The organism is Citrobacter sp. RHBSTW-00671 (assembly GCF_014103415.1).
GTDB lineage: Bacteria > Pseudomonadota > Gammaproteobacteria > Enterobacterales > Enterobacteriaceae > Citrobacter.
In genome coordinates, this window is the sequence record NZ_JABXPR010000001.1 from 3950184 (window position 1) to 3975465 (window position 25282).

Genomic DNA, 25282 nt, shown 5'->3' on the forward strand with positions numbered 1-25282 from the left:
CACGTTTTGATTAACAATATTTGCCAGAGACTTGCAGTTTTCATTTAGGCGTGGCAGTTCTATAATGATCCGCATTATCTCAAGTGCAATTTCTGTCACTTCTGTTAATGAAGTGAACCGTTTAGCTACAGGACAGATTCCGCATGACTGACAACAATACCGCATTAAAGAAGGCTGGCCTGAAAGTAACGCTTCCTCGTTTAAAGATTCTGGAAGTTCTTCAGGAACCGGATAACCATCACGTCAGTGCGGAAGACTTATACAAACGCCTGATCGACATGGGTGAAGAAATTGGTCTGGCGACCGTGTATCGCGTGCTGAACCAATTTGATGATGCCGGTATCGTGACCCGCCACAATTTCGAAGGGGGAAAATCCGTCTTCGAACTGACCCAGCAACATCACCACGATCACCTGATTTGCCTTGACTGCGGCAAAGTGGTCGAGTTCAGCGATGACTCCATCGAAGCGCGTCAACGTGAGATTGCGGCTAAACATGGCATTCGTTTAACTAACCATAGCCTCTATCTGTACGGTCACTGCGCTGAAGGCGATTGCCGCGAAGATGAGCACGCCCACGACGGCAAATAATGTAATGCTTTCTGAAAAGCCAACCCTCCGGTTGGCTTTTTTTATGGGCGTTACCTGCCCCTTTCCCCTTTCCCCTTCCCACCGCTCCTGTGTTGCTTTAATGTAAAAATCAATTGCCTTCATCGGAGAGTCGAAATGGAACTTCGCCAGTTACGCTATTTTGTGCGCATTGTTGAAACCGGCAGCATGGGCAGCGCGGCGCTCGATCTCAATATCGGTGTCTCGGCGCTCAGTCAGCAAATGACCCGCCTGGAAAACGAACTCGCCATACGTCTGCTGCAACGAACCTCTCGTGGCGTGACGCCCACCAGCGCTGGACTGGCTTTTTACTCTCAGGCGCAACTGGCGCTCCGTCACGCAGACGATGCGATCCTCGCCGCACGGGAGGCCAGACTTTCCGGGCACGTCAGCGTCGGCATGGCACCCAGCACCGCTTCCGTGCTCGGGATGCCTTTCATCAACGCCATGCGGGAAAGCTATGCCGATGTCCGCCTGCATGTAGTGGAAAGTCTCTCTGGCAATCTGGAACGAATGATTAATACCCGTCAAATTGATTTGGCCGTGGTCTTTCAGAAGGAAAAAATCCTGCGCTGGAGCGCCAGAGCGATTCTTGAGGAACGGTTATTTTTGATTGGTACTCATACCTTGCTGGCAGGTATTGCGGATGACACTATTGCGCCAGCCGAACTGGTTAATATTCCATTGATAATGCCAAGCCCAGGTCATGGTCTGCGCGGCAGACTGGATGCTATCAGCCAGGAGCATGCGCTGAACATTGAGATCGCCACAGAAATTGACGGCCTGACGCTACTGATGCACGCCGTTCGCAGCGGAATCGGTGCCACACTTCAGCCCGGCGCGGCGATTTCCCATCTCGATCAAGAGACATTAAGAGTGGTCGGCATCCATAATCCCATACTTAGCCGCCCCAACTTTTTAGTCAGCCTTTCTGACGATGAACTCACCCCAGCAGGTCTCGCTGCCCGTGTGGTACTCACCAAAGTGATGCATCAACTGGTGGAATCTGGACGCTGGCCAGGTGCTACCCTTTATAATAATTAAAGGGCTGTTTAGCATTACGTCATAGCGTCCCCACAACTTACTCGTATACATTTTAATTACAAACTTAACAATTGGTTAAGTAGTAATGGAGTATGCGATGGTTGATGTTCTGGTGATTGGCGGCGGCAATGCTGCATTATGTGCCGCTTTAACCGCCCGGGAGCAAGGCGCTTCGGTACTGCTGCTTGAGGCGGCCCCGCGTGAATGGCGCGGAGGAAACTCCCAGCACACGCGTAATTTACGCTGTATGCATGATGCGCCACAGGATGTACTGGTGGAAAGCTATCCGGAAGAGGAGTTCTGGCAAGATCTGCAGCGCGTAACAGAGGGAAACACCAACGAAGCCCTGGCACGCCTGGTGATCCGAACCTCATCACATTGCCGCGACTGGATGCGCCAGCACGGCGTGAATTTTCAACCTCCACTCTCTGGCGCTTTACACGTGGCGCGAACCAACGCCTTTTTTATGGGGGGCGGGAAAGCTCTCGTCAATGCCTATTATCGCAGCGCGGAAAAGCTGGGCGTGCAAATCCGCTATAACACACCGGTGCAGGCGCTTGAACTGCATAATGGCGAGTTCGTGGCGGCGCTGGCAGGCAAAGAGCGCATTCCGGCAAAGACCTGCGTGCTTGCTGCTGGCGGGTTTGAATCTAACCGCGAATGGCTGCGAGAAGCCTGGGGTGAGAACGCCCGTGGTGAATGGCCTGCGGATAACTTCCTCATTCGCGGCACGCGCTTTAATCAGGGCGTACTACTCAAATTTATGATCGATGCCGGCGCGGACATTATTGGCGAACCCTCCCAGTCACACTGCGTAGCTATTGACGCCAGAGCGCCATTATATGACGGCGGGATTTGTACCCGCGTGGACTGCGTTTCACTCGGCATAGTCGTCAACCGTGACGCTGATCGTTTTTATGATGAAGGCGAAGATTTCTGGCCCAAACGCTACGCCATCTGGGGACGTCTGGTCGCCCAGCAGCCAGGACAGATTGGCTACTCCATTATCGACAGTAAAGCCATCGGCCACTTCATGCCTCCAGTTTTTCCTGGCGCACAGGCCAATACACTGGCGGAACTGGCTCATCAGTTGGGGCTGAATGGCGAACACTTTACCCACACCGTGACGGAATACAACAACGCCTGTCAGCCCGGCCAGTTCAACCATACCATTCTGGATAACTGCACGACAAAAGCGTTAACCCCCGCGAAGACACACTGGGCGCGACCGCTGGACCAGCCGCCTTACTACGGCTATGCCTTACGTCCGGGGATCACCTTCACCTACCTGGGGTTAAAGGTGAATGAACACGCCGCGGTGCATTTTGCCGGGCAGCCAAGCCGTAACCTGTTCGTCGCCGGAGAGATGATGGCGGGCAACGTGCTGGGAAAAGGCTACACCGCAGGTGTAGGCATGTCGATAGGGACCACCTTTGGCCGTATTGCCGGAAAAGAAGCCGCGCTGGCAGCACGTGAGGAGGCACATCATGCAACCGCTTGAAAAATTAATTATCGAAGCGAAAATGCTAACCGAGCCGGAAGCAGAAGTTGAACGAGTCATGCAAGTCTGCAATGCCTGCCGCTATTGTGAGGGTTTTTGCGCCGTTTTCCCGGCGATGACTCAGCGTCTGGAATTCGCTAAAGCGGATATCAACTATCTGGCGAACTTGTGCCATAACTGCGGTGCCTGCCTGCACGCGTGTCAATACGCGCCGCCCCATGAATTTGCTATCAATGTACCGAAAGCAATGGCAGAAGTAAGGCTGGAAACCTATCAACACTATACGCAACCCGCCGCCTTTGGCGCGCTTTACCGCCGGGCTGGCATGACCGTAACGCTGTCGCTGGTTTTTGGCCTGATCCTGTTTTTACTTCTTGCCATGGGGTTAAAAGGTTCCCTGTTCCATCCTCCGCTGGCTGGAGATTTTTATCAAATTTTCCCGCATAACCTGCTGGCATGGATGTTTGGTTCAGTCTTTATTCTGGCGATGGGGCTGCTGATGGCGGGCGTTATCCGCTTCTGGCGGGAAATTTCTCCGGGGATGCCGCGTTCTGCTGACATTGCTGAAGCCTCACACAATGCGCTGACGCTGAAATATCTCGATGGTGGGCACGGTAAAGGGTGTAACGAAGCGGATGATGCTTTCACCCTGATGCGCCGCCGGTTTCATCACGCCACTTTCTACGGTTTTATGCTCTGTTTTGCCGCCACCGTCGTGGCGACAGGCTACCACTACTTTGCCGGCATAGAAGCCCCCTACCCGTTTTTCAGCATCCCGGTCATCCTTGGCATCTTGGGCGGGATTGGTCTGATTATAGGGCCAGCAGGCTTGCTATGGCTGAATTTTAAACGCTCACCGCTACAGGGTGACGCAAGGCAAAAGCCGATGGACCGCGGTTTTATCCTGTTGCTGCTACTGACGAGTCTGACGGGCTTAGCGCTGTTGGCAGGCAGAGATACCTCATGGATGGCTATTTTGCTTGCTATTCATCTTGGTGTTGTGATGGCGCTATTTCTGACCATCCCATACGGAAAATTCGCCCATGGATTTTACCGTTGTGCGGCATTACTCAAGTGGACAATTGAAAAACGACGCTAAAATGCAAACGGGCGAAGATATCTCTCCGCCCGTTCTTGTTCATACCACGTTTTATTTCGCCGTATTATTACTGCGAATTTCCTGCCAGACCTTATCACAATCCGCCTTAACGGATTGATCGTTACCCGTACGCGTTGCCTGGATACACTGCTGGTAATCCAGTACGCGCACGCTTTCTTCATTCGCAAACTGCTGGTGTTGTTTTTCTTTCTTCAGCACATTCAACACGCTTTGGCAGGCTTCGATTTTCTCCGGCGAGCCCTGCGCGGTATTGATACACGCGCTGTAGGCTTCCTTAAGACGGCTATCTTCTTTCGGCGCGGGTGATTGCGCGCAGGCAACCAGCCCTGATGCCATGACGGCGATGAGTATCAGCTTTTTCATAACACACTCCTCAACAAAACGGCAGGCTTGCGGCCTGCCGCTGTCGGCATTAGAAGATGGTGAAAGGAGCAATAACGATGAATTTCACGTCACGCTCATCCTGGAAGATGTTACCGTAACCACCGCCCCAGCTCGGAATATCCGAATGGTTGTCGTACTGGGTGAAGTGCAGTTTAAACATAGTGCCCTTCGCACGGCCGTCCTGCAGGGTATAGACCGCATCCAGGCTGTAAGACGACTCTTCAATAGTACGGTTTTTGTCGTAGTACGCATCCGGGTTGAGCTGCCAGGTTGCCGGTTTAGCATCCCACGCGTAAACGTATGATGCACCCACAGCCCAGCCAGGCAGGTTCCAGTTCTTCAGGTCATACATCGCGCCAAAGAACACGGCCTTTTCACCGTTGGCGTTGAAGTCAGAGCGGTTATCCCACCAAACGTCCAGACGACCGTTTGAAGACGCATAGGTCGGGGTCATACGCTGCAGGAAGTAGCCCTGCTGCCCGTCAGCTTTAACCCAGGTCCCTTCCAGTCGCAGATCAACGACTTCTGCCACTTTGTAGCCGAAGGTCAGTGCCTGCAGCCAGGCCGTGCCATCATAAATGTCGTTAACCGTGCGGTCATCAACCTTATCGCGGGCACCGTAGAACTGGTAGCTGGTGGTAAACGGGTTACCGCCTAAATCAAATTTGTAGCTGGCTTTGGCGAAATACTGATCGACATAGCCTTCAGACTGACCGAATGCGGCTTCCAGCAACAGGTTATTTTTGAAGTCATACTTGGCGCCGATTGAATGGAGGTAATCAACTTTGGTCTTTTTATCGGCCTGATAGAATTTATCGACTTCGGTGTGCCACGGTGCTTTATATTCGTTGGCCCACATATAGGAGAAGCTCAGCGCACCCGCATCGCCATAATCGAAGTTGGCACCGGCTTCAGCACCCTGATAGGTACCTGGCATAAAGCTCCAGTGTGGTGCCAGCAGAGTTTGTCCGGTTGGCTGAATATAACCCGCGCGCGCCCAGGTTGGGCCAAATTTAAATTTGGCGGCCGCTTTATACAGGCTAATCCCGCTCTTATCGCCGGAGTAATCTTCGTCATAGCCTTTATTTTTTGAAGAGAATGCGATTTCGTTTGGATGGCCACTTTCGCTACTTTCGTTCATTTCGATAGCGGTAAATGCTGCGACATCAATACCAAACATATCAGCCGCATAACCGGACTGGAAGTCGAGGTTAGCGTTCCAGGTGGAGTGAGAAAGGTTAGTCTTGTATTTGTCATGATCGGTCACATCTTTACGGTCACGCTCACGCTGCCAGTAATAAATGCCACCCGTTAAGGTAGAGTCATCAATAAAACCTTCGGCGTGAACCTGGGGAGCGACAACAAAACCCGACATTGCTGTGATACCGGCGATAGCCAGCGCCAGCGTACTACGTTTGCCACTAAACGTACGCATATGTTAATCCTCTTTGACGTATAACCCTTCGTCTTTCAAGCCGCATCTGCGTTGGCTTTCCTCGCTCATCCCCGTCACGTACTGATGTACGCTCCAGGGAATTCACGGCGTCGCCGCCTTGATGCAACTCGAAATTCATTGGGTATAAAATGCTGCCGATAAAAGCGGTCAGCGAAAAAGCAAAAATAAAAAAGTAGCGCTGAGAAAACCTCATTGACTACAATGAATAGACTATTTTTCGCGACGCGAATTATCAATCTCTTTTTGTAACCAGTATGTAAGAACATGAGCAACCGCACATATTTCATTGCTTTCTGTTACATTTTCATTGGAAGATAAAAAAGCGTTGAATAATTGAAAAAAGGCTTGTTTTCCATAAAGATGAAATCGGTTTCAGTCCAGAGTGACTGATAACACAAGGTTTTTGTTAGAAAAATATAAACGACAAAAATCATTCCTGAATAACAATTATTTCGCTGCGCAAATAGAGTCTGCTAACCATTTTCAGGCGAAAAAAAACGCCGCAGAGTGCGGCGTTTGAAAGGATGCGTAACGACGGTTTATTCGCCTACTTTAGCCCATGTATCGCGCAGACCCACGGTGCGGTTAAACACCAGTTTGTCAGCTGTTGCATAGCGGCTGTCGAGGCAGAAGTACCCTTCACGCTCGAACTGGAATGCTTTACCAGCAACCGCGGCCTGTAGCGAAGGCTCACCATAGCCCTGTTTAATCACCAGCGACTCTGGGTTAATCACGGACAGGAAGTCTTCCGCAGCCCCCGGGTTAGGTACGCTGAACAGACGATCGTACAGACGGATTTCAATCGGCAGCGCATGAGCCGCACTTACCCAATGAATAACGCCTTTTACTTTACGCCCATCAGCCGGGTCTTTACTCAGCGTGTCAGCATCGTAGGTGCAGAAAATAGTCGTGATATTCCCTTCCGCATCTTTCTCTACGCGCTCAGCTTTAATGACGTAAGCATTACGCAGACGGACTTCTTTACCCATCACCAGACGCTTGTACTGTTTGTTGGCTTCTTCGCGGAAATCGGCTCTGTCGATCCAGATTTCACCGCTGAACGGCACTTCACGGCTGCCCATTTCCGGCTTGCTCGGATGGTTAGGCATCGTGACCAACTCGCTTTCGCCCTGTGGGTAGTTTTCGATAACCAGTTTCACCGGATCGATAACCGCCATTGCGCGCGGTGCGTTTTCGTTCAGATCTTCACGGATGCAGGATTCCAGAGAAGCGATTTCAATGGTGTTATCCTGTTTGGTCACACCGATACGTTTGCAGAATTCACGAATTGCAGCAGCGGTGTAACCACGACGGCGCAGACCCGAGATAGTCGGCATACGCGGATCGTCCCAGCCTTCAACGTGCTTATCAGTCACCAGCAGGTTCAGCTTACGCTTGGACATCACGGTGTATTCCAGATTCAGGCGCGAGAACTCGTACTGGCGCGGGTGAACCGGAATGGTGATGTTATCCAGCACCCAGTCGTACAGACGACGGTTATCCTGGAATTCCAGCGTACACAGTGAATGTGTGATGCCTTCCAGCGCATCGCTGATGCAATGGGTGAAGTCGTACATCGGATAGATGCACCACTTGTTGCCCGTCTGATGGTGTTCAGCAAACTTAATGCGGTACAGCACCGGGTCACGCATCACGATAAACGGCGAAGCCATATCGATTTTCGCACGCAGGCAGGCTTTACCTTCTTCAAAACCACCGGTACGCATTTTTTCAAACAGCGCGAGGTTTTCTTCAACGCTGCGATCGCGGAACGGGCTGTTTTTACCCGGCTGCGTCAGCGTGCCACGGTATTCGCGAATTTCGTCAGCAGACAGTTCGTCGACATACGCCAGGCCTTTGTTAATAAGCTCTACCGCGTAAGCATGTAGCTGATCGAAGTAATCCGAAGAGTAGCGAATGTCGCCAGTCCAGTGGAAACCTAACCATTCAACGTCGTTTTTAATCGATTCAACGTACTCGATATCTTCTTTAACCGGGTTCGTATCATCAAAACGCAGGTTGCACTGGCCATGGTAATCTTGCGCAATACCAAAGTTCAGACAAATGGATTTCGCGTGGCCAATGTGCAGATAGCCATTTGGCTCTGGCGGAAAACGGGTATGGATAGTGGTGTGCTTACCACTGGCCAGATCTTCATCGATGATCTGACGAATAAAGTTACTCGGGCGGGCTTCAGCCTCACTCATCGTGGATTCCTCAAAGCGTAAACAACGTATAACGGCATATGATCTTATAAGCCGGACGTAGTGACAACCCTTAGTTACGGAAAATACGTACCAGATGAAAATAATAAGGACATTTGCTGCAAAAAAAAGCGGCGGAGGAATATCCCCCGCCGCGTTTAATCCATCTCATCGTGCCGGATGGCGGCGCTTACGCCTTATCCAGCCTACGAGCAATTACTTACCTTTAATCTCATACAGTGGTGTTTGACCGGCAACGACATGACCTTCGGCTTTAATAACCAGACCACCGAAATCATCGCTATTGCTGCAAACAACCGGGCTAATCATGGAACGTGCGTTCGCATTCAGGTATTCCAGATCCATTTCCAGAATCGGTTGGCCTGCTGCAACAACCGCACCTTCTTCAACCAGACGTTTAAAGCCTTTACCTTCCAGTGCCACGGTATCGATACCCATATGGACCACGATTTCCGCGCCTTTTTCCGTTTCCAGACAGAACGCATGGTTGGTGTTGAAGATTTTCACAATAGTACCCGCTGCCGGAGAAACCACGATTTTATCCGTTGGTTTTACCGCCACGCCGTCACCCACTGCTTTGCTGGCGAAGGCTTCATCAGGCACCTGCTCCAGTGCAACCACATCACCGGTAATCGGGGAAACCAGCGCTTCAATGGTGGCTGCATTCGCTACTGCCTGCGGTTTTGCAACCGGGGCAGCCGCTGCCGGGGCTTTGTCAGTAGACGCTGCCGCAACCGGACCACGAGCCACAACTTTCTTCATTTCGTCGCCGATAGATTCAGCTTTCGCACCCACGATGACCTGAATAGTTTGTTTGTTCAGTTTCACCACACCTGATGCACCTAAGCGTTTGCACATCGCATCATTTACGCGGGCAGAATCACCAACGGTCAGACGCAGACGGGTGATACAGGCATCAATCGCTTTCAGGTTATCGGTACCGCCAACCGCTGCAATGTAGCTGGTAGCCAGTTGAGCTAAACCTTCTTCGGTATTGCTGTTCGCTTCGTCAGTAACAATCTCGTCTTCTTTATCTTCGCGGCCCGGCGTTTTCAGGTTAAACATACGAATAACCGCGCTGAACAGGACGAAGTAGATAACGAAGAACACCAGACCCATGACGACCAGCATCCAGACGTTCTTACTTGCAGCCGGCAGGTTGTACATCAACACGTAGTCGATAGCACCTGCGGAGAAGGAGAAGCCCGCGTGGATCCCCAACAGCGTCGCAACGAACAGGCTGATACCTGTCAGAACGGCGTGCAGGAGGTACAGCAACGGCGCCAGGAACATAAACAGGAATTCCAGCGGCTCGGTAACACCGGTCAGGAATGCGGTGATAGCAACGGACAGCAGCATACCGCCGACCATCGGACGACGCGCTTTCGGCGCAGCGAAGTACATCGCCAGTGCCGCACCCGGCAGACCAAACATCATGATCGGGAAGAAGCCAGACATGAACATACCCGCAGTGCCGTCACCCGCGTAGAAGCGGTTGATATCACCGTGGAATACGGTACCTGCAGCGTTAGTGAATTCGCCAATCTGGAACCAGGCGATGGTGTTCAGCACCTGATGCAGACCGGTTGGGATCAGCAGACGGTTGATGAAACCAAAAATACCAGAGCCCAGCGCGCCAGCGCCCACGATCCACTCACCACCCGCATGGATGGCGTTCTGCACCGGCGGCCACACGTAGCCGAAGATAGCAGCCAGTATTAAACAGAAGAAGCCAGTGGCGATGGGTACAAAACGTTTGCCGCCGAAGAAGCTCAGGAAATCAGGCAGTTTGATGCCAGACCAACGGTTATACACGGCACCGCCGACCAGACCGGTGATGATACCCGCCAGGACGCCCATGTTGATCGCCGGGTTAATGGTAACCATTGCTTTGGTCAATATGAAATAACCAACCGCACCTGCCAGCGCTGCCGCACCCGCGCTGTCTTTAGACCAGCTGGAAGCCACACCGATAGCAAAAATTAACGCGAGGTTATCAAAGATAGCCCCACCCGCTTGCGCGATGAAGGGTACGTTCAGTAAATCTGGTTGGCCGAATCGCAGCAACAGTGCCGCGACTGGCAGCACCGCGATGGGGAGCTGTAACGCCCTACCCAGCCGCTGGAAAAAACCTAAAATATTCATTTTATTCCCCCTACGAGACCCCGATTAGGCTCCTTTGAAGCCATATTTTTATTGTGCGACCATTCCTAACTGCAACAGCAAGAGATTTTGGAACAACAACATTAACCATTCATCTACATTCAGAGTGTGTGAAAAATTAATTCGTATCGCAAATTAAAAGCGTGTTTTTTGTGATTCCAATCACCAAATATCGTTATTAACCCTCCCTTACACTGGCTAACTACGAAAACTTATTTTATCATTCAAAAAATCGAAACGGATTGATCCTTACCGATGCAAAACCAGGTTACGCTTAATACTGCACAGAGACTCAATCCGCCAACTGCTTACATTTACTTTTGAGGTGAAGAATGAGACTGATCCCCCTGAATACCGCTGAACAAGTCGGCAAATGGGCTGCTCGCCATATCGTTAACCGTATTAACGCGTTCAAACCAACGGCAGATCGTCCGTTCGTTCTGGGCCTGCCGACTGGCGGCACTCCGCTGACTGCCTATAAAGCATTAGTCGAAATGCACAAAGCGGGCCAGGTGAGCTTCAAACATGTTGTCACTTTCAACATGGACGAATATGTTGGCCTGCCGAAAGAGCATCCGGAAAGCTATCACAGCTTTATGCACCGTAACTTCTTTGATCATGTTGATATTCCAGCAGAAAACATCAACCTCCTCAATGGTAACGCGCCGGATATTGATGCAGAATGCCGTCAGTATGAAGAGAAAATCCGTTCTTACGGTAAAATCCATCTGTTTATGGGCGGCGTAGGTAACGATGGGCACATTGCGTTCAACGAACCCGCTTCTTCTTTAGCTTCCCGTACTCGTATCAAAACGCTGACCCACGACACCCGTGTAGCAAACTCACGCTTCTTTGACGGCGACGTAAGCCAGGTGCCTAAATATGCACTGACCGTAGGCGTGGGCACCCTGTTGGATGCTGAAGAAGTAATGATCCTGGTGCTGGGTCACCAGAAAGCCCAGGCGCTGCAGGCGGCTGTTGAAGGTAACGTTAACCACATGTGGACTATCAGCTGTCTGCAACTGCATCCGAAAGCGGTTGTGGTCTGCGATGAGCCTTCCACTATGGAACTGAAAGTGAAAACGCTGAAATACTTTAACGAGTTAGAAGCGGAAAATATTAAAGGTCTGTAATTGTTGTCTCCGCCCTGTCGACTTGTTGCAGGGCGGCATTTTTTTGAAATCGGGGGTCGGAATGTATGCTTTAACCCAGGGCCGGATTTTTACCGGTCACGAAATTCTTGATGACCATGCGATTGTTGTCGCCAATGGCCTGATCGATAGCGTTTGCCCACTGTCTGAATTGCCGTCAGGGATTGAACAGCGCTCGCTGAATGGGGCCATTGTCTCCCCCGGTTTTATTGATGTGCAGTTAAACGGCTGCGGCGGTGTACAGTTTAACGATACGGCAGAGGCCGTTACCGTTGAAACGCTGGAAATCATGCAGAAAGCCAATGAAAAATCTGGCTGCACCAACTATCTGCCAACGCTAATCACCACCAGCGATGACCTGATGAAACAGGGCGTTCGCGTTATGCGTGAATACCTCGCTAAGCATCCAAATCAGGCATTAGGGCTACACCTTGAAGGTCCGTGGCTGAATCTGGTGAAAAAAGGTACGCATAATCCGAGCTTTGTCCGCCAGCCAGACGCTGCGCTGGTCGATTTCCTGTGCGATAATGCGGATGTCATCACCAAAGTGACGCTGGCGCCTGAAATGGTTCCTGTCGACGTGATCACCCAACTGGTGAATGCAGGTATCGTGGTGTCTGCGGGCCACTCTAACGCGACGCTGAAGGAAGCAAAAATCGGTTTCCGTGCAGGCATTTCCTTTGCAACACATCTGTTCAATGCGATGCCTTATATTACCGGTCGCGAACCAGGTCTGGCAGGCGCAATTCTGGATGAGGCCGATATTTATTGCGGTATCATCGCCGATGGCATGCATGTTGACTATGCCAACATTCGCAATGCCAAACGCCTGAAAGGTGACAAACTGTGCCTGGTAACCGACGCAACTGCGCCGGCGGGTGCAAACATTGAGCAGTTCATTTTCGCTGGTAAAACAATATACTACCGCAATGGACTGTGTGTTGATGAGAACGGCACGCTGAGCGGTTCATCATTAACCATGATCGAAGGTGTACGCAATCTGGTTGAACATTGCGGTATCGCACTGGACGAAGTCCTGCGTATGGCAACGCTCTACCCTGCTCGCGCCATTGGCGTCGACAAACAACTCGGCAGTATCGCGCCAGGCAAAGTAGCCAACCTGACCGCGTTCACGCACGACTTTAAAATTATCAAGACCATCGTTAATGGCAACGAGGTCGTTACTGAGTAAGAAAAAGAATGACACCAGGCGGACAAGCTCAAATAGGTAATGTTGATCTCGTAAAACAGCTTAACAGCGCGGCAGTTTATCGCCTGATTGACCAGCATGGGCCAATCTCGCGAATTCAGATTGCCGAGCAAAGCCAGCTTGCTCCCGCCAGCGTAACCAAAATTACGCGTCAACTGATTGAACGCGGGCTGATCAAAGAAGTCGATCAGCAGGCCTCCACCGGGGGCCGCCGCGCCATCTCTATCGTCACCGAAACCCGTAATTTCCACGCCATTGGCGTTCGCCTTGGCCGCCACGACACCACGCTGACGCTCTATGATATGAGCAGCAAAGTGGTTGCCGAAGAGCATTATCCGCTACCCGAGCGCACCCAGGAAACCCTGGAGCACGCGCTGCTCAATACGATTGCCACCTTTATTGACAGCTGCCAGCGGAAAATCCGTGAGCTGATTGCAATCTCCGTTATCCTGCCAGGCCTCGTTGACCCCGAAAGTGGCGTCATTCGCTATATGCCCCATATTCAGGTTGAAAACTGGGGACTGGTCGACGCGCTGGAAAAACGTTTTCAGGTCACCTGTTTTGTCGGCCATGATATCCGCAGTCTGGCACTTGCCGAGCACTATTTTGGGGCAAGTCAGGACTGCGAAGACTCCATTCTGGTGCGTGTCCATCGCGGAACCGGCGCAGGGATAATCTCCAATGGGCGTATTTTCATCGGACGCAACGGCAACGTAGGTGAAATTGGCCATATCCAGGTTGAACCGCTGGGCGAACGCTGCCATTGCGGTAACTTTGGTTGCCTGGAAACGATCGCTGCCAATGCGTCCATTGAACATCGCGTACAAAATTTACTGAAGCAAGGCTATCCGAGTCGCCTCACGCTGGACGATTGCAGCATCAAAGCTATCTGTAAGGCAGCCAACAAAGGTGACAATCTGGCAGCAGAAGTTATCGAGCACGTGGGTCGCCACCTGGGTAAAACCATCGCGATTGCGATTAACCTGTTTAATCCGCAAAAAGTCGTCATTGCCGGTGAGATTACCGAAGCAGATAAAGTCCTGCTTCCGGCAATAGAAAGCTGCATTAATAATCAGGCACTGAAGGCGTTTCGCCACAATTTACCGGTGGTTCGTTCCACGCTGGATCACCGTTCAGCGATTGGTGCATTTGCGCTGGTGAAGCGCGCCATGCTCAATGGTTCATTGCTGCAACGTTTGCTGGAAAGCTAATGCTCTCATATAGTAGTGGATTACTATACCCTAAATAATTCGAGTTACAGGAAGGCGGCGACGCAGCGAATCCCCTGGAGGGTACACCAGTACGTGACTGGGGTGAGCGAGGAAAGCCGACGCACATGCAACTTGAAGTATGACGGGTATATAAGACTCATAACGAATTCCCTGGGTAGTTCATGACTATTAAGAATGTAATTTGTGATATCGACGGCGTGCTGATGCACGATAATGTTGCCGTACCCGGTGCAGCAGAATTTCTGACCGGCATTCTGGAGAAAGGTTTACCGTTAGTCCTGCTGACGAACTACCCTTCGCAGACCGGGCAAGATCTGGCAAACCGCTTCGCCACCGCGGGTGTGAATGTCCCCGATAGCGTCTTTTATACTTCCGCCATGGCTACTGCTGATTTTCTCCGTCGCCAGGAAGGGAAAAAAGCCTACGTGGTGGGTGAAGGCGCGTTAATCCATGAGCTGTATAAAGCTGGCTTTACTATTACCGACGTTAACCCTGATTTTGTCATTGTCGGAGAGACCCGTTCGTACAACTGGGACATGATGCATAAAGCGGCTTACTTTGTGGCTAACGGCGCACGTTTTATCGCCACTAACCCGGATACCCACGGTCGCGGCTTTTACCCTGCCTGTGGTGCGCTCTGCGCCGGTATTGAGAAGATCTCCGGCCGTAAACCGTTTTATGTCGGCAAACCCAGCCCGTGGATTATTCGCGCAGCACTCAACAAAATGCAGGCGCACTCAGAAGAAACGGTCATTGTTGGCGACAACCTGCGCACCGATATTCTGGCAGGTTTCCAAGCGGGTCTGGAAACTATCCTGGTACTGTCTGGCGTATCCAAGCTTGACGATATTGACAACATGCCGTTCAGACCAAGCTGGATCTATCCCTCCGTTGCAGAGATTGATGTGATTTGATCCCAGGCCGGATAAGACGCTCGCGCGTTATCATCCGGCAATGTTGTGGCGTGGATGCCGGATGATGGCGTAAGCGCCTTATTCGGCCCACAGAAATTCCTCCATCTAATAAAATCGCCATTTTATTGATGATTCATCAATAAATGCGCTTATTACGTAATCTTTTTTCACCATTCAACAATCATCATTGAGTTTTTTATTTTCAGCCCACCAAACTCCTTGCGCCCCCAGCGGCTTTGCGGCATTTTCTTTATCAAGCAAACATAAAAAGCATCACGCAACAGGTTAACGGAGAAGGTTATGTGTTCTATTTTTGGCGTATTCGATATTAAAACTGACGCAGTTGAACTGCGTAAAAAGGCTCTGGAATTGTCCCGTCTGATGCGCCACCGCGGCCCGGACTGGTCTGGTATTTACGCCAGCGATAACGCTATTCTGGCGCACGAACGTCTGTCTATTGTCGACGTCAACGCCGGTGCTCAGCCGCTGTATAACGTGAAGAAAACACATATCCTGGCCGTTAACGGTGAGATTTATAACCATCAGGCGCTGCGTGCCGAATACGGCGATCGCTATCAGTTCCAGACCGGTTCTGACTGCGAAGTTATCCTTGCGCTGTATCAGGAAAAAGGCCCAGAGTTTCTGGATGACCTGCAAGGCATGTTTGCCTTCGCACTGTACGACAGCGAGCAGGATGCTTACCTGATTGGCCGCGATCACATCGGCATCATCCCACTGTATATGGGCTACGACGAACACGGTAACTTCTATGTTGCGTCTGAAATGAAGGCGCTGGTCCCTGTTTGCCGTACGATTAAAGAATTCCCGGCGGGTAGCTATCTGTGGAGTAAAGACGGCGAAATTCGTCAGTATTACCAGCGTGACTGGTTTGATTACGATGCAGTAAAAGACAACGTTACGGATAAAAACGAGCTGCGCCAGGCGCTGGAAGATGCCGTGAAAAGTCACCTGATGTCCGATGTTCCTTACGGCGTGCTGTTATCCGGCGGTCTGGACTCCTCCGTGATTTCCGCCATCACGAAAAAGTATGCGGCGCGTCGTGTAGAAGATCAGGAGCGCAGTGAAGCGTGGTGGCCGCAACTGCACTCTTTCGCGGTTGGCCTCGAAGGCGCACCGGACCTGAAAGCCGCGCAGGAAGTGGCAAACCACCTTGGTACTGTCCACCATGAGATCCATTTCACCGTGCAGGAAGGTCTGGATGCTATTCGCGACGTGATTTATCACATTGAAACTTATGATGTCACCACCATCCGCGCCTCCACGCCGATGTACTTAATGTCGCGTAAAATTAAAGCGATGGGCATTAAAATGGTGTTATCGGGCGAAGGGTCAGACGAAGTGTTTGGCGGCTATCTCTACTTCCACAAAGCGCCAGACGCGAAAGAGTTGCATGAAGAAACCGTGCGTAAACTGCAGGCGCTGCACATGTTCGACTGCGCCCGTGCCAACAAAGCAATGTCTGCTTGGGGTGTCGAAGCCCGTGTGCCTTTCCTGGACAAAAAATTCCTTGATGTGGCAATGCGCATCAACCCACAGGACAAAATGTGCGGCAACGGAAAAATGGAAAAACATGTCCTGCGCGAGTGTTTTGAATCGTATCTGCCGGCAAGCGTAGCGTGGCGTCAGAAAGAGCAGTTCTCTGACGGCGTCGGTTACAGCTGGATTGACACGCTGAAAGAAGTCGCTGCAGAGCAAGTTTCCGATCAACAACTGGAAACCGCCAGCTTCCGCTTCCCGTATAACACGCCATCATCTAAAGAAGCGTATTTGTATCGTGAGATTTTTGAGGAACTGTTCCCGGTTGCCAGCGCGGCTGAATGTGTTCCTGGTGGCCCTTCTGTTGCCTGTTCCTCAGCAAAAGCCATTGAATGGGATGAAGCGTTCAAAACCATGAACGATCCGTCTGGTCGCGCTGTTGGTGTGCATCAGTCAGCCTATAAGTAAGCGAATCATCAGCAAAGAGCCCTGCGGGGCTCTTTTTTTATGTCGATTTAGCGCGTGAAAAAACAATTAATAACTAATAATTGCCGAATATTGCGTCATGCTGTTCGCAACCTAACCAAACAGTCACATTCCAGCTATTTTCAATGAAAAAGGGGTTGACGCTTCAAGGCTCAATACGCATAATGCGCCCCGCAACGCCGATAAGGTTACGCGAAAAAAAGATGGCTACGTAGCTCAGCTGGTTAGAGCACATCACTCATAATGATGGGGTCACAGGTTCGAATCCCGTCGTAGCCACCATCTTTTTTGCGGGAGTGGCGAAATTGGTAGACGCACCAGATTTAGGTTCTGGCGCCGCAAGGTGTGCGAGTTCAAGTCTCGCCTCCCGCACCATTCACCCGTAAGCGTTGCACGGATGGGGTATCGCCAAGCGGTAAGGCACCGGTTTTTGATACCGGCATTCCCTGGTTCGAATCCAGGTACCCCAGCCATTTTTTCTTCGATATAGCGGTTCACCGCGACGGTCATTGGGGTATCGCCAAGCGGTAAGGCACCGGTTTTTGATACCGGCATTCCCTGGTTCGAATCCAGGTACCCCAGCCATCGAAGAATATGTTAGTATTTGGCTACGTAGCTCAGCTGGTTAGAGCACATCACTCATAATGATGGGGTCACAGGTTCGAATCCCGTCGTAGCCACCATATTAAGGACGTATCGACTCGTTCGGTAAATCCAAAAAATTGTTGGGGTATCGCCAAGCGGTAAGGCTCTGGTTTCTGATACCAGCATTCCGAGGTTCGAATCCTCGTACCCCAGCCAATTTCAAAAAGTCGTCCACTCTGTGGGTGCACCCGTTGGGGTATCGCCAAGCGGTAAGGCTCTGGTTTCTGATACCAGCATTCCGAGGTTCGAATCCTCGTACCCCAGCCATATTAAAAAAGCTCGCTTCGGCGAGCTTTTTGCTTTTCTAACGTCGGGTGACGGCAAGCCTTACCTGGCCTACATGAACTGTAGGCCTGATAAGCGTAGCGCCATCAGGCACCACCCGAGCTACAACCCTAGCGCATACTTCAGCGCCTGGCGTTTCAGCACGCCTGCGCGCTCTGCAGCCATGAGTCCAAGATTACGCATGATGCGCAGCGGTTGCAGGTTATTACTGAACCCGGCGTAGAACAAATCCATGCCGCTCTGCATGATGAAATTATCGGTCATGCGGCGATTCTGATAGCGTTTCAGTACCGGCTGGCTGGCCCAGGACTCACCGTAGCTGCGGGCATTCACCAGCACGTCAATCAGCGCATCGACATCGCGAAATCCCAGATTTACGCCCTGCCCCGCCAAGGGATGAATGGTATGCGCTGCATCACCGACCAACGCCAGTCCCGGCTGGACATACTGCAACGCATGACGACGTGTCAGCGGAAATGCGCCTGCAGCCACAGGCAACACGTTACCCAGTCGCGATGGGAAATGTTTGCCTATCTCTGTCTGGAGTTGCGCCATGCTTAAGCTTTGTAACTGACGGATACGCGCCGGGGTGTCGTACCACACCAGCGAAGCCCAGTCGTCGAACAACGGTAAAAAGGCACGCGGACCGTCAGGGGTAAACTGCTGCCAGGTGCTGTCTCCGGGTGCGTTTTCACACTGGACAGTTATCAGCATACAAGATTGCGCGTATTGCCAGGCATGGATGCCAATCCCGGCCATTTTGCGTACCTGAGAGTTGGCACCATCAGCACCGATCACCAGCTTCGCAGTGATTTTTTCACCATCTGCCAGCTCAAGTTCATGCCGGTCATTATGTCGATGTAAAGAAACCAGCGATGTGGGCACGCGCAACGTCACTTTAGGATGAGCGTCCAGCGCCTGCCAGAGCGCTTGTTGCAGGACGGTATTCTCCACCATGTAACCCAACAACGGCAGCTTAAGCTCCGCAGCATCAAACACCACATGGGCATTTTCCCATTCCCACGTCTCCAGCCGACGATAAGGATGGCTGCGCATCCCCTGCACCGTATCCCAGACGCCCAGCCCTTTAAGCAGCGATACCGAGGCGGAACTGATGGCCGAAATTCGCACATCCGGCTGTCCGTCAGCCACAAACGGCGCGGGCACGGCATGCTCGATAACCGTTACCGTAAATCCGTGCTGCGCCAGCCCCAGCGCCAGCGCGCCACCGACCATCCCCCCGCCGACAATGGCAATTTCCGTTGGTTGATTTGTCATGGTCAATCATCCTGTTACCTGTATTGTGTAAGTTTACAGGATTTTTTACCCCTTGAGGCTGACATCCGTCATACTGGTCACAACCGCGCCAAAGCAGTACACTATGCGCCCTGCATTTCAGCCACAATTTCGCAAGAGCAAGTCGATGACCAAAAAACTCCATATTAAAACCTGGGGCTGTCAGATGAACGAATACGATTCATCGAAGATGGCCGATCTGCTGGATGCCACTCACGGGTATCAACTGACCGACGTGGCGGAAGAAGCGGATGTGCTGCTGCTGAATACCTGCTCAATCCGCGAGAAGGCTCAGGAAAAAGTCTTCCATCAATTAGGTCGCTGGAAGCTTTTAAAAGAGAAAAATCCCGATCTCATCATTGGTGTTGGTGGCTGCGTGGCATCTCAGGAAGGCGACCATATTCGCCAACGCGCACATTACGTCGATATTATTTTCGGGCCGCAAACTCTGCATCGTCTGCCGGAAATGATCAACAAAGTGCGCGGTAGCAATACCCGTAGCCCGGTGGTAGATATCAGCTTCCCGGAGATCGAAAAGTTCGATCGTCTGCCGGAACCGCGTGCCGAAGGACCAAGCGCGTTTGTGTCCATCATGGAAGGCTGCAATAAATATTGTACTTACTGCGTGGTGCCCTACACCCGTGGTGAAGAAGTCAGCCGCCCGGCGGATGATATCCTGTTTGAAATCGCCCAGCTTGCGGCGCAAGGCGTACGTGAAGTTAACCTGCTGGGGCAAAACGTCAACGCCTGGCGCGGTGAAAACTACGACGGCACCATCGGTTCGTTCGCCGATCTACTCCGTCTGGTCGCGGCAATCGACGGCATTGACCGTATCCGTTTTACCACCAGCCATCCGATCGAGTTCACCGATGACATCGTTGAGGTCTACCGTGATACGCCAGAACTGGTGAGCTTCCTGCACCTGCCGGTACAGAGCGGTTCGGATCGCGTGCTGAACCTGATGGGCCGTACCCATACCGCGCTGGAATACAAAGCGATCATCCGTAAACTGCGCGCAGCACGTCCGGATATCCAGATTAGCTCCGACTTCATCGTCGGCTTCCCGGGTGAAACCACCCAGGACTTCGAGCAGACCATGAAGCTGATCGCTGATGTCAATTTCGACATGAGTTACAGCTTTATCTTCTCTGCGCGCCCAGGCACTCCGGCAGCCGATATGGTCGACGATGTGCCGGAAGAAGAGAAAAAACAGCGTCTGTACATCCTGCAGGAGCGTATTAACCAGCAAGCCATGGCCTGGAGCCGTCGTATGCTTGGCACGACTCAGCGTATTCTGGTAGAAGGTACATCGCGTAAGAGCATCATGGAGCTGTCAGGCCGTACCGAAAATAACCGCGTGGTGAACTTCGAAGGCACCCCGGAAATGGTCGGTAAGTTTGTGGATGTTGAAATTACCGATGTCTGGACGAACTCCCTGCGCGGTAAAGTCGTGCGTACTGAAGACGAAATGGGCCTGCGCATCGCAGAAACCCCAGAGTCAGTGATCGCACGAACCCGTAAAGAAAACGATCTGGGTGTCGGTATTTATCAGCCGTAATCCTGCTGAAATACGCAAATAATGCCCGATGGCGCTGCGCTTTTCGGGCCTACACTTCCAGGCTCGCTGCTCCGGCGGGCCTTGTAATCTGCCCTGTCATCCCCATATTTATCGCAATGCTTGCGCCTTTCCCCCATGGCGTGAATAATTTCCTTAGATGCCGGTAAATGTTCAACGTCCGGCGAGACATGCATAAGAGGAACAGTTTGAACATAGACACTCGCGAAATCACCCTTGAACCCGCAGACAATGCCCGCCTGTTGAGCCTTTGCGGGCCATTTGATGACAACATAAAACAACTGGAGCGTCGTCTCGGCATCGAAATTAACCGCCGCGATAACCACTTCAAACTGACCGGTCGTCCAATTTGTGTCACCGCTGCGGCAGATATTTTACGCAGCCTGTATGTCGATACGGCGCCAATGCGCGGTCAGACACAGGACATCGAGCCAGAACAAATTCATCTGGCGATTAAAGAAGCGCGTGTGCTTGAACAGAGCGCAGACAGCGTGCCGGAGTTTGGCAAAGCGGTGAATATCAAAACCAAGCGCGGCGTCATTAAACCGCGTACGCCGAACCAGGCCCAGTACATCGCCAATATTCTTGACCACGACATTACCTTCGGCGTTGGCCCGGCAGGTACCGGTAAAACGTACCTTGCGGTTGCTGCTGCCGTCGATGCGCTAGAGCGTCAGGAGATCCGCCGTATTCTGCTAACCCGTCCGGCGGTTGAAGCCGGTGAAAAACTGGGTTTCCTGCCAGGCGATCTGAGCCAGAAAGTCGATCCGTATTTGCGTCCACTGTATGACGCGCTGTTCGAAATGCTGGGTTTTGAAAAGGTCGAGAAGCTGATTGAGCGCAATGTCATTGAGGTCGCACCACTGGCTTATATGCGCGGGCGTACGTTAAACGATGCGTTCATCATTCTTGATGAGAGCCAGAACACCACCATCGAACAGATGAAAATGTTTCTGACCCGTATCGGCTTTAATTCCAAAGCCGTCATTACCGGGGACATCACGCAGATTGACCTGCCGCGTAGCACCAAATCTGGCCTGCGTCATGCCATTGAAGTGCTGGCCGAAGTCGATGAGATTAGCTTTAATTTCTTCCATAGCGAAGACGTGGTACGCCACCCGGTTGTTGCCCGTATCGTGACGGCATATGAAGCCTGGGAAGAAGCAGAACAGAAACGCAAAGCCGAGCTGGCGGCAGAACGCAAGCGCGAAGCTCAGGAGCAAGAACAAAAATGAGTCAAGTTATTCTCGATTTACAGCTGGCATGCGAAAACGAATCCGGCTTACCACCAGAAAGTCAGTTTCAGACATGGCTGGATGCCGTGATCCCGCAGTTTCAGGAAGAGTCAGAGGTCACGATTCGTTTGGTCGATGACGCTGAAAGCCACGAGCTGAACCTGACCTATCGCGGGAAAGATAAATCAACCAACGTGCTCTCTTTCCCGTTTGAAGCGCCTCCGGGCATTGAAATGCCGCTGCTGGGCGATCTGGTCATCTGCCGTCAGGTGGTTGAGCAAGAAGCTCAAGAACAAGGCAAACCGCTTGAAGCCCACTGGGCGCATATGGTGGTACACGGTAGCCTGCATTTATTGGGCTACGACCATATTGAAGATGACGAAGCAGAAGAGATGGAATCCCTCGAAACAGAGATTATGCTTGCTCTGGGCTATGAGGATCCGTACATTGCCGAGAAAGAATAAGCATTTCGAAGTCTTGTAGCCTGATAAGCGTAGCGCCATCAGGCAAAACATGCCGTCACAGCTGAGTATACGCATGACGAGCGCCCCATTAACTAACATGAGAACCCATACGACGCCATGAGCGACGACAATTCACACAGTAGTGACACGTTAACCAGCAAAAAGGGATTTTTTTCCCTGTTACTGAGCCAACTTTTCCACGGTGAACCGAAAAACCGTGACGAACTGTTGGAGCTGATCCGTGATTCCGGGCAGAACGACCTTATCGATGAAGATACGCGCGATATGCTCGAAGGGGTGATGGACATTGCGGACCAGCGCGTTCGCGACATCATGATCCCCCGCTCTCAGATGATTACCCTGAAACGCAACCAGACTCTGGACGAATGCCTTGATGTCATTATCGAGTCTGCCCACTCGCGTTTTCCGGTGATCAGCGAAGACAAAGATCACATTGAAGGGATTCTGATGGCCAAGGATCTGCTGCCCTTTATGCGCAGCGATGCCGAAGCGTTCAGCATGGAGAAAGTGTTACGCCAGGCGGTTGTTGTCCCTGAGAGCAAGCGTGTTGATCGCATGCTGAAAGAGTTCCGCTCCCAGCGTTACCATATGGCAATCGTCATCGACGAATTCGGCGGCGTGTCTGGTCTGGTGACCATCGAAGACATTCTTGAGCTGATCGTCGGTGAAATTGAAGATGAGTACGACGAAGAAGACGATATCGACTTCCGTCAGCTCAGCCGTCACACCTGGACTATTCGCGCGCTGGCGCCGATTGAAGACTTCAACGATGCCTTCGGTACCCACTTTAGCGACGAAGAAGTTGATACCATTGGCGGGCTGGTTATGCAGGCCTTTGGTCATTTACCCGCTCGCGGTGAGACTATCGACATTGATGGTTACCAGTTCAAAGTGGCGATGGCTGACAGCCGTCGTATTATTCAGGTTCATGTCAGAATTCCGGACGACTCACCCCAGCCCAAACTGGACGAATAAACCCGAAACTGGATCATAGACTACATGGCATTTGCCCCATTAATTGAACGCCAGCGCATGCGCCTGCTGCTGGCGTTATTATTCGGTGCCTGCGGGACGCTGGCGTTTTCTCCGTATGACATCTGGCCCGCCGCGATTATTTCGCTGATGGGTCTGCAGGCCCTCACCCTCAACCGCCGCCCTCTCCAGTCTGCTGCCATTGGCTATTTCTGGGGAATGGGGCTGTTTGGTTCAGGCATCAACTGGGTCTACGTCAGCATCGCGCAGTTTGGCGGCATGCCGGGGCCGGTAAACGTTTTTCTCGTGGTTCTGCTTGCCGCCTACCTGTCGCTCTATACCGGTCTGTTTGCTGGCATTCTGTCGCGTCTGTGGCCGAAAACCAGCTGGATTCGGGTAGCGATTGCCGCGCCGGTTATCTGGCAGATAACTGAATTCCTGCGCGGCTGGGTTCTGACCGGCTTCCCATGGTTGCAGTTTGGCTACAGCCAAATTGATGGCCCGCTAAAAGGGCTTGCACCGGTAATGGGCGTAGAAGCAATCAACTTCCTGTTGATGATAGTCAGCGGCCTGCTGGTACTGGCGATAGTCAGCCGTAACTGGCGTCCGCTGGTCGTGGCCGTGATACTTTTCGCACTGCCCTTCCCGCTACGTTATATCCAGTGGTATACGCTGGAACCTGAAAAAACCACGCAGGTATCGATGGTGCAAGGCGACATTCCACAGTCACTGAAGTGGGATGAGGGCCAGCTACTTAACACGCTGAAGATTTACCTTGATGCTACCGAGCAAGAGATGGGTAAATCGCAGCTGATTATCTGGCCGGAGTCTGCAATCCCGGATCTGGAAATTAATCAGCAGCGTTTCCTGGGCATGATGGATGACCTGCTGAAATCCAAAAACAGCACGCTGATCACCGGTATTGTCGACGCTCGCCTCAACAAGCAGAACCGTTACGATACCTACAACACCATCATTACGCTGGGTAAAGACAGTCCGTACAGTTATGACTCGACCAATCGCTATAACAAAAATCACCTCGTCCCATTTGGTGAGTTTGTTCCGCTGGAATCGATTCTGCGCCCGTTAGCACCGTTTTTTGATCTGCCGATGTCATCATTCAGCCGTGGACCATATGTCCAGCCGCAGCTCCATGCGCATGGTTTCAAACTGACAGCGGCAATCTGCTACGAAATTATTCTTGGCGAACAGGTACGCGATAACTTCCGCCCGGATACGGACTATCTGCTGACTATCTCAAACGATGCCTGGTTTGGTAAATCCATTGGTCCGTGGCAGCACTTCCAGATGGCACGCATGCGGTCACTGGAGCTGGCGCGTCCGCTGTTGCGTAGCACTAACAACGGCATTACCGCCGTGATCGGTCCACGCGGAGAGATTCAGGCGATGATCCCGCAGTTTACCCGTCAGGTATTGACCACCAGCGTTACCCCGACCACGGGCTTAACCCCTTATGCCCGTACCGGTAACTGGCCGCTGTGGCTGCTTACCGCACTGTTTGGTTTCGGTGCGGTGGTAATGAGCCTGCGCCAGCGCCGCCGTTAAATTCGCAGGCCGGATAAGGCGGTACGCCGCCACCCGGCCATCATGCCTCCTCCGCCGGATGGCGCTATGCTTATCCGGCCTACTCCCCTCTCCCATTCTGGCACGTCTATTGCTTTGTTATACAAGGCAAACACTGTTTTGGCTGAATGTGCAACCTGGTCGCACCAGCATTGAGCACAGGTAGCACCTGAAAAGTGCAACAAGATATTTTTGCCCCCAAATGGTGCGGCG

At 52.0% G+C, this 25282-nt stretch carries 20 protein-coding genes and 7 tRNA genes; 22 read left to right on the forward strand and 5 right to left on the reverse strand.

Features of this window, described 5'->3' with window-relative positions; genetic code table 11:
* Positions 1 to 64: 64 nt before the first annotated feature.
* The 5 genes from HV261_RS18910 to tcuB all read left to right on the forward strand — a co-directional run bounded on the left by HV261_RS18910 (position 65) and on the right by tcuB (position 4252).
* The gene (locus HV261_RS18910; RefSeq protein ID WP_100247215.1) at positions 65 to 151 is read left to right on the forward strand and encodes a ryhB-regulated fur leader peptide; all 87 of its coding nucleotides are present in this window, start codon (positions 65 to 67) and stop codon (positions 149 to 151) included.
* Complete coding sequence (gene fur / locus HV261_RS18915) at positions 144 to 590, forward strand: ferric iron uptake transcriptional regulator (protein ID WP_003022836.1); 447 nt, start codon at positions 144 to 146, stop codon at positions 588 to 590. The genes HV261_RS18910 and fur overlap by 8 nt, the downstream gene beginning before the upstream one ends.
* Positions 591 to 725: 135 nt before the next feature.
* A complete protein-coding gene (tcuR, locus tag HV261_RS18920) occupies positions 726 to 1652 on the forward strand; it encodes a tricarballylate utilization LysR family transcriptional regulator TcuR (RefSeq protein ID WP_202039136.1) in 927 nt (308 codons plus the stop codon).
* A 97-nt stretch (positions 1653 to 1749) separates the two neighbouring features.
* Positions 1750 to 3153 carry an FAD-dependent tricarballylate dehydrogenase TcuA gene (gene tcuA / locus HV261_RS18925; RefSeq protein ID WP_202039137.1) on the forward strand — a complete coding sequence of 468 codons (1404 nt, stop codon included), beginning with the start codon at positions 1750 to 1752 and terminating at the stop codon, positions 3151 to 3153.
* Complete coding sequence (gene tcuB / locus HV261_RS18930; protein ID WP_202039138.1) at positions 3140 to 4252, forward strand: tricarballylate utilization 4Fe-4S protein TcuB; 1113 nt, start codon at positions 3140 to 3142, stop codon at positions 4250 to 4252. Before tcuA ends, tcuB begins: the two co-directional genes overlap by 14 nt.
* A 51-nt stretch (positions 4253 to 4303) precedes the next feature.
* On the opposite strand, the gene chiQ is transcribed toward tcuB, so the two are convergent.
* The 4 genes from chiQ to nagE form a co-directional block, all read right to left on the reverse strand.
* Positions 4304 to 4636, reverse strand: coding sequence for a ChiQ/YbfN family lipoprotein (gene chiQ / locus HV261_RS18935; RefSeq protein ID WP_005121405.1), 333 nt, complete (start codon positions 4634 to 4636; stop codon positions 4304 to 4306).
* 49 nt (positions 4637 to 4685) lie between these two features.
* Positions 4686 to 6092, reverse strand: coding sequence for a chitoporin ChiP (gene chiP, locus HV261_RS18940; RefSeq protein WP_137384491.1), 1407 nt, complete (start codon positions 6090 to 6092; stop codon positions 4686 to 4688).
* Between the two features lie 560 nt (positions 6093 to 6652).
* Complete coding sequence (gene glnS, locus HV261_RS18945; RefSeq protein WP_202039139.1) at positions 6653 to 8320, reverse strand: glutamine--tRNA ligase; 1668 nt, start codon at positions 8318 to 8320, stop codon at positions 6653 to 6655.
* 213 nt (positions 8321 to 8533) lie between these two features.
* Positions 8534 to 10483, reverse strand: coding sequence for a PTS N-acetyl glucosamine transporter subunit IIABC (gene nagE, locus HV261_RS18950; RefSeq protein WP_202039140.1), 1950 nt, complete (start codon positions 10481 to 10483; stop codon positions 8534 to 8536).
* Positions 10484 to 10833: 350 nt separating this feature from the next.
* On the opposite strand from nagE, the gene nagB reads away from it, so the two are divergent.
* From nagB to HV261_RS19010, 12 genes are all read left to right on the forward strand, one after another.
* The gene (nagB, locus tag HV261_RS18955) at positions 10834 to 11634 is read left to right on the forward strand and encodes a glucosamine-6-phosphate deaminase (protein ID WP_003022803.1); all 801 of its coding nucleotides are present in this window, start codon (positions 10834 to 10836) and stop codon (positions 11632 to 11634) included.
* Between the two features lie 61 nt (positions 11635 to 11695).
* Entirely contained in the window at positions 11696 to 12844 is a 1149-nt protein-coding gene (gene nagA / locus HV261_RS18960; RefSeq protein ID WP_202039141.1) for an N-acetylglucosamine-6-phosphate deacetylase, read from the forward strand.
* An 8-nt stretch (positions 12845 to 12852) separates the two neighbouring features.
* Positions 12853 to 14073, forward strand: a complete 1221-nt coding sequence (nagC, locus tag HV261_RS18965; RefSeq protein ID WP_137384495.1) for a DNA-binding transcriptional regulator NagC — start codon at positions 12853 to 12855, stop codon at positions 14071 to 14073.
* A gap of 182 nt (positions 14074 to 14255) precedes the next feature.
* A complete protein-coding gene (nagD, locus tag HV261_RS18970; RefSeq protein WP_137345352.1) occupies positions 14256 to 15008 on the forward strand; it encodes a ribonucleotide monophosphatase NagD in 753 nt (250 codons plus the stop codon).
* Positions 15009 to 15308: 300 nt separating this feature from the next.
* On the forward strand, positions 15309 to 16973 hold the full coding sequence (gene asnB, locus HV261_RS18975) for an asparagine synthase B (protein WP_202039142.1): 1665 nt from the start codon (positions 15309 to 15311) through the stop codon (positions 16971 to 16973).
* Positions 16974 to 17196: 223 nt separating this feature from the next.
* A tRNA-Met gene (locus HV261_RS18980) sits at positions 17197 to 17273 on the forward strand.
* 8 nt (positions 17274 to 17281) lie between these two features.
* A tRNA-Leu gene (locus HV261_RS18985) sits at positions 17282 to 17366 on the forward strand.
* A gap of 23 nt (positions 17367 to 17389) precedes the next feature.
* Positions 17390 to 17464: transfer RNA gene (locus HV261_RS18990), tRNA-Gln, on the forward strand.
* A 37-nt stretch (positions 17465 to 17501) separates the two neighbouring features.
* Positions 17502 to 17576: transfer RNA gene (locus tag HV261_RS18995), tRNA-Gln, on the forward strand.
* A 21-nt stretch (positions 17577 to 17597) separates the two neighbouring features.
* Positions 17598 to 17674, forward strand: a tRNA-Met gene (locus tag HV261_RS19000).
* Positions 17675 to 17717: 43 nt separating this feature from the next.
* Positions 17718 to 17792, forward strand: a tRNA-Gln gene (locus HV261_RS19005).
* Positions 17793 to 17828: 36 nt separating this feature from the next.
* Positions 17829 to 17903 (forward strand) — tRNA-Gln (locus tag HV261_RS19010).
* A gap of 120 nt (positions 17904 to 18023) precedes the next feature.
* On the opposite strand, the gene ubiF is transcribed toward HV261_RS19010, so the two are convergent.
* Positions 18024 to 19199: a 3-demethoxyubiquinol 3-hydroxylase gene (gene ubiF / locus HV261_RS19015; RefSeq protein WP_202039143.1), complete on the reverse strand. Its 1176-nt coding sequence runs from the start codon at positions 19197 to 19199 to the stop codon at positions 18024 to 18026.
* Positions 19200 to 19344: 145 nt separating this feature from the next.
* Here ubiF and miaB point away from each other — a divergent pair, with 145 nt between their 5' ends.
* The 5 genes from miaB to lnt all read left to right on the forward strand — a co-directional run bounded on the left by miaB (position 19345) and on the right by lnt (position 25051).
* The gene (gene miaB / locus HV261_RS19020) at positions 19345 to 20775 is read left to right on the forward strand and encodes a tRNA (N6-isopentenyl adenosine(37)-C2)-methylthiotransferase MiaB (RefSeq protein ID WP_202039144.1); all 1431 of its coding nucleotides are present in this window, start codon (positions 19345 to 19347) and stop codon (positions 20773 to 20775) included.
* A 206-nt stretch (positions 20776 to 20981) separates the two neighbouring features.
* Positions 20982 to 22028 carry a PhoH family protein gene (locus HV261_RS19025; protein ID WP_019076268.1) on the forward strand — a complete coding sequence of 349 codons (1047 nt, stop codon included), beginning with the start codon at positions 20982 to 20984 and terminating at the stop codon, positions 22026 to 22028.
* Positions 22025 to 22492, forward strand: a complete 468-nt coding sequence (gene ybeY / locus HV261_RS19030; protein ID WP_202039145.1) for an rRNA maturation RNase YbeY — start codon at positions 22025 to 22027, stop codon at positions 22490 to 22492. The genes HV261_RS19025 and ybeY overlap by 4 nt, the downstream gene beginning before the upstream one ends.
* A gap of 117 nt (positions 22493 to 22609) precedes the next feature.
* The gene (corC, locus tag HV261_RS19035; protein WP_006685515.1) at positions 22610 to 23488 is read left to right on the forward strand and encodes a CNNM family magnesium/cobalt transport protein CorC; all 879 of its coding nucleotides are present in this window, start codon (positions 22610 to 22612) and stop codon (positions 23486 to 23488) included.
* A 24-nt stretch (positions 23489 to 23512) separates the two neighbouring features.
* Entirely contained in the window at positions 23513 to 25051 is a 1539-nt protein-coding gene (gene lnt / locus HV261_RS19040) for an apolipoprotein N-acyltransferase (protein WP_202039146.1), read from the forward strand.
* The last annotated feature ends 231 nt before the right edge of the window (positions 25052 to 25282 follow it).

Coding starts and splice junctions, on each gene's coding strand:
- HV261_RS18910 (WP_100247215.1), top strand. CDS start 65: ATGATCCGCATTATCTCAAGTGCAATTTCTGTCACTTCTGTTAATGAA.
- fur (WP_003022836.1), top strand. CDS start 144: ATGACTGACAACAATACCGCATTAAAGAAGGCTGGCCTGAAAGTAACG.
- tcuR (WP_202039136.1), top strand. CDS start 726: ATGGAACTTCGCCAGTTACGCTATTTTGTGCGCATTGTTGAAACCGGC.
- tcuA (WP_202039137.1), top strand. CDS start 1,750: ATGGTTGATGTTCTGGTGATTGGCGGCGGCAATGCTGCATTATGTGCC.
- tcuB (WP_202039138.1), top strand. CDS start 3,140: ATGCAACCGCTTGAAAAATTAATTATCGAAGCGAAAATGCTAACCGAG.
- chiQ (WP_005121405.1), bottom strand. CDS start 4,636: ATGAAAAAGCTGATACTCATCGCCGTCATGGCATCAGGGCTGGTTGCC.
- chiP (WP_137384491.1), bottom strand. CDS start 6,092: ATGCGTACGTTTAGTGGCAAACGTAGTACGCTGGCGCTGGCTATCGCC.
- glnS (WP_202039139.1), bottom strand. CDS start 8,320: ATGAGTGAGGCTGAAGCCCGCCCGAGTAACTTTATTCGTCAGATCATC.
- nagE (WP_202039140.1), bottom strand. CDS start 10,483: ATGAATATTTTAGGTTTTTTCCAGCGGCTGGGTAGGGCGTTACAGCTC.
- nagB (WP_003022803.1), top strand. CDS start 10,834: ATGAGACTGATCCCCCTGAATACCGCTGAACAAGTCGGCAAATGGGCT.
- nagA (WP_202039141.1), top strand. CDS start 11,696: ATGTATGCTTTAACCCAGGGCCGGATTTTTACCGGTCACGAAATTCTT.
- nagC (WP_137384495.1), top strand. CDS start 12,853: ATGACACCAGGCGGACAAGCTCAAATAGGTAATGTTGATCTCGTAAAA.
- nagD (WP_137345352.1), top strand. CDS start 14,256: ATGACTATTAAGAATGTAATTTGTGATATCGACGGCGTGCTGATGCAC.
- asnB (WP_202039142.1), top strand. CDS start 15,309: ATGTGTTCTATTTTTGGCGTATTCGATATTAAAACTGACGCAGTTGAA.
- ubiF (WP_202039143.1), bottom strand. CDS start 19,199: ATGACAAATCAACCAACGGAAATTGCCATTGTCGGCGGGGGGATGGTC.
- miaB (WP_202039144.1), top strand. CDS start 19,345: ATGACCAAAAAACTCCATATTAAAACCTGGGGCTGTCAGATGAACGAA.
- ybeY (WP_202039145.1), top strand. CDS start 22,025: ATGAGTCAAGTTATTCTCGATTTACAGCTGGCATGCGAAAACGAATCC.
- corC (WP_006685515.1), top strand. CDS start 22,610: ATGAGCGACGACAATTCACACAGTAGTGACACGTTAACCAGCAAAAAG.
- lnt (WP_202039146.1), top strand. CDS start 23,513: ATGGCATTTGCCCCATTAATTGAACGCCAGCGCATGCGCCTGCTGCTG.